We start from the raw sequence: 3,344 nt of genomic DNA, 5'->3' as shown, positions 1-3,344 counted from the left end.
CCTTGCCATAATTATCGACTTCCCCTTCTTTCACATCTTTTATTTCTACTCCAGCATTTGGAGGTTTTACTATGATTGCTTTCATTAGAGTTTATACTACATAAAGTAGAATATAAACCTTTATGTTTATGTTAGATAAATAAAAGATCAATATAATTCGATAAATTTAATAATTTTCATCCCCACTCACGTGGAGGCTCTCTAAAAAATAGAATACTTTCTACTTGTTTTTGAGGTAAGTTAGCTTCTATGAAATCATCTAACTGAAATAATAAATCTTGAATTTTTTCGAATATTTCTATCCTATCCAATATAACTATCCCACCAATTACTGCTTGATATCCGTAGAATACGTGAAAGTCTAGACTTGATGGTAGACTGTGCCTGACCTTATTTAATAGGAAGTCACCAGCTTGCATTAAGCCACCTACCAATGAAATTCTAGGATGAGTCGAATCGAATTCCTTCAGTAATTTTCTAATAGTAGTAGATATATATTCTACAGCTTCATCTAATATTAGATTAGCATAACTTGACCCGGACTTAGCTAATTCTACCACTTTTGTGGCTAAGCCAGATACTAATGCCTTATCTGGTTTAAGCTCTAATTGTTGAATCACCTTCTTTAAAGGCTTACCAAAGTATTCTTCTACAGCCTCAACTAGATCGTATCCCTCAAGTAATCCGTCATGCTGTCTAATAGCGTATGTTAACGCTCTTCTACCAATCCATGAAGCGGATCCTTCATCTCCAGCAAACCAACCCCATCCCCCAAGTCTCTTTAATATCCCATTCTTCTGATAATAGTTTATGTTACTTGATCCAGTAACTACAGTTATTCCATCTTCAAAAGCATTAGCTACTCTATAAGCAGCTACTCCATCATTATACACCTTGTAGCTTTTTATGAAAGCTTTGATCGATACTGCCTTGACTATCTCATTAACTATCTCATCGGAATCGTTGGAATCTCCAGCTCCAGATAAGCAAAAAACTGCCCTCGGTATCTCATGTATTTTTCCTTTAGCTTGTCTGATTGCGCTCAATATATTAGCTATTGCAGTCCTTTTGCCCACGACGTAAAAACTTGAGGGTCCGGAAATGCCCACTCCTCGTATCTGGTTATTATCATAGATCACGGCTATTGTTTTGCTAGCCCCTCCATCGACAGACAAAATCATAGAATTGCCCTAAGTATATTCTTTACTTCCTCCCTATTTTGTTTTGCTCTTTCTATAAGTTTTCTCATTAGTATTGAAAGCTCTTCATCCTTAAAAAGTAAAGATAAAGAGTCTTGTATTATATTCTCGTCTAAGTAAATCATCTTCACCGTCATACCTCCGTCTACTGTAAAGTTTACGCCACTGATCCATGAAGCGTCATCTGAGACCAAGAATGATACTAACGACGCTATATCTTCTGGTCTGCCTACCCTACCAGTTAAGTGTTGTTTATTATCTAAATTAGACAAATTAGATTCCTTTGGCGGAAATTGCCAATTGCTAGTATCTATCCAGCCTGGACTAATGGCTATTACTCTTATGCTATATTTACTTAAGCTTACTGCTAGCGAGTGAGTTAAAGCTATAATACCACCTTTTGAGGCTGAATATGGTTCAGTGTTAGGTTCTGACTGAAATGCTCTAGTTGAAGCTATGTTAATTATTACACCGCCGGTATTTTTCATATATTTGATTGCATACTTAGAACATAGCCAAGTTCCAGTCAAATTAGTATCTATTATTTTCTTCCACTCTTCCAAAGTCTGCTCTTCAATACTTCTACCGCTGAAACCAATTCCTGCATTATTAATTAACACGTCAATTCTTCCATACTCTTTATACACTTGATCCATAAGCTTCTTAACGTCGTTCTCCGATGATACGTCAGTTTTTACGAAAAGGGAGTCAATACCTTCATCCCTAAACTGCTTCAATCTATATTCTCCAGCTTTATCATCAATATCAGCTATTACTACAGAATAACCTTTCTTTCCCAGCGTATAAGCTATACATGCTCCTATTCCTTTCGCTCCTCCAGTGACAATGCTTATCTTCCTCACTTCGAAAACCTCACCTTTATAGTTAGAATATCTCTATTTTTATATTTTATTCTAATCTTATTTCCCTCTATCAATATATCCCTAGGTATCTGGTTAAGCTCTATTAAGTCTAAGCTCTCAACCTTTTCTACGTTATAAGGGAATTCGATAGTAGCTTCCCCCCTAGAGTTTGCGTATTCATAGAGTCGAAGAATGATACTTCCATTGTCGTCCTCTGAGACTTTGATCGATTCCAGCATTAATGGACCATCGATTTTTACGAAACTTTTAGTACTAGTACCATTTCCCTTTATTACTCTTAAGGGAACGTTAAGTTCGTAAGCTCTCTTTAATACCTCACCCCTCTTCCAATCTCCTAAGTGAGGGTATAATGCGTAGGTAAAAGTTACTTCGTCTAAGTCAGTATTAGGATCAGGAAATATTGGCGTTTTACTCAAAGATAAACCAATACTATTACCCTCTAATGACACGCCGTACTTACCATCATTAAGTATTGCTACTCCATAATTGTCTTCCGACATATCGACGAACTTTTGGATGGGCACCTCAAATCTAGCCTTATCCCAACTAGTATTACTCCATGTGAATCTCTCGACAACTCCAAAAGGTATATCTGAAACTGCTCTATCAACGTTGAGGTCAAAGTAGAACCAAGTCTTAACTAGTAACTCTCTATCCTTCATCTTAAGCGTAGTGACGAAGTCTATACGCCTATAATCAGCATAAACTTTCAATAATTGTGTAATGGTTGACCTTCTAAAGCTATATGTAAATTTAATGGTTACAACTGTAGGTCCTTTTTCTATCACTTCAGAGGAAGAGGCTTTCACTTTAAAGCTAGTCTCCTTGTACCCCTTTTCAATATCCCAAGCGTCCGCCCATCCGGGTATATTCTCATAAAACACTATTGAATTACTAGGCTCTTTAATTACCTCCCTCATGACCTCTTTATCATTAAGAGATAATATCTCACCGCTCTTACTAACTCTAATCCTAAAGTACCTATTCTCTATAATATACTCCTTCTCGTCAATATCAAGCTTTACGGTGTCTTTAACGTCGACTGGATTCAATTTAGTATAACCTAATGGTGGAACCCTTACCTTTACCTTATCGATGTACTCTTCTCTTTCCCAATTAAGAGAATTAAATACTACTAGATCTTCTCCTTTACCTACTATCTTTGAAATCGATTCTTGAGTAATTCTCTCTGCCTCTATTATAACCTCTTCCAGTTCTTTATAGGCAACTTCATATACTTCTCTTATAGCTGAACCGGGCA

Annotated in this window: 3 protein-coding genes; all 3 read right to left on the bottom strand. The window is 36.5% G+C overall.

Features of this window, described 5'->3' with window-relative positions; genetic code table 11:
- Positions 1-176 precede the first annotated feature (176 nt).
- A complete protein-coding gene (locus DMP16_RS08690) occupies positions 177-1,181 on the bottom strand; it encodes a BadF/BadG/BcrA/BcrD ATPase family protein (protein ID WP_069282928.1) in 1,005 nt (334 codons plus the stop codon).
- Positions 1,178-2,062: an SDR family oxidoreductase gene (locus DMP16_RS08685; RefSeq protein WP_069282930.1), complete on the bottom strand. Its 885-nt coding sequence runs from the start codon at positions 2,060-2,062 to the stop codon at positions 1,178-1,180. The genes DMP16_RS08690 and DMP16_RS08685 overlap by 4 nt, the downstream gene beginning before the upstream one ends.
- Positions 2,059-3,344 (bottom strand): glycoside hydrolase family 38 C-terminal domain-containing protein (locus DMP16_RS08680; protein ID WP_185957848.1); only part of this gene is annotated, 1,286 nt, incomplete at its 5' end. The genes DMP16_RS08685 and DMP16_RS08680, both read right to left, overlap by 4 nt.

The sequence above is a fragment of the Sulfolobus sp. B1 genome, assembly GCF_007050195.1.
In the GTDB taxonomy this organism is placed as follows: Archaea; Thermoproteota; Thermoprotei_A; order Sulfolobales; family Sulfolobaceae; genus Saccharolobus.
Note: the sequence above shows the minus strand (reverse complement) of the source record. Positions and strands in the feature narration are given on the sequence as shown.

Coding starts and splice junctions, on each gene's coding strand:
- DMP16_RS08690 (WP_069282928.1), bottom strand. CDS start 1,181: ATGATTTTGTCTGTCGATGGAGGGGCTAGCAAAACAATAGCCGTGATC.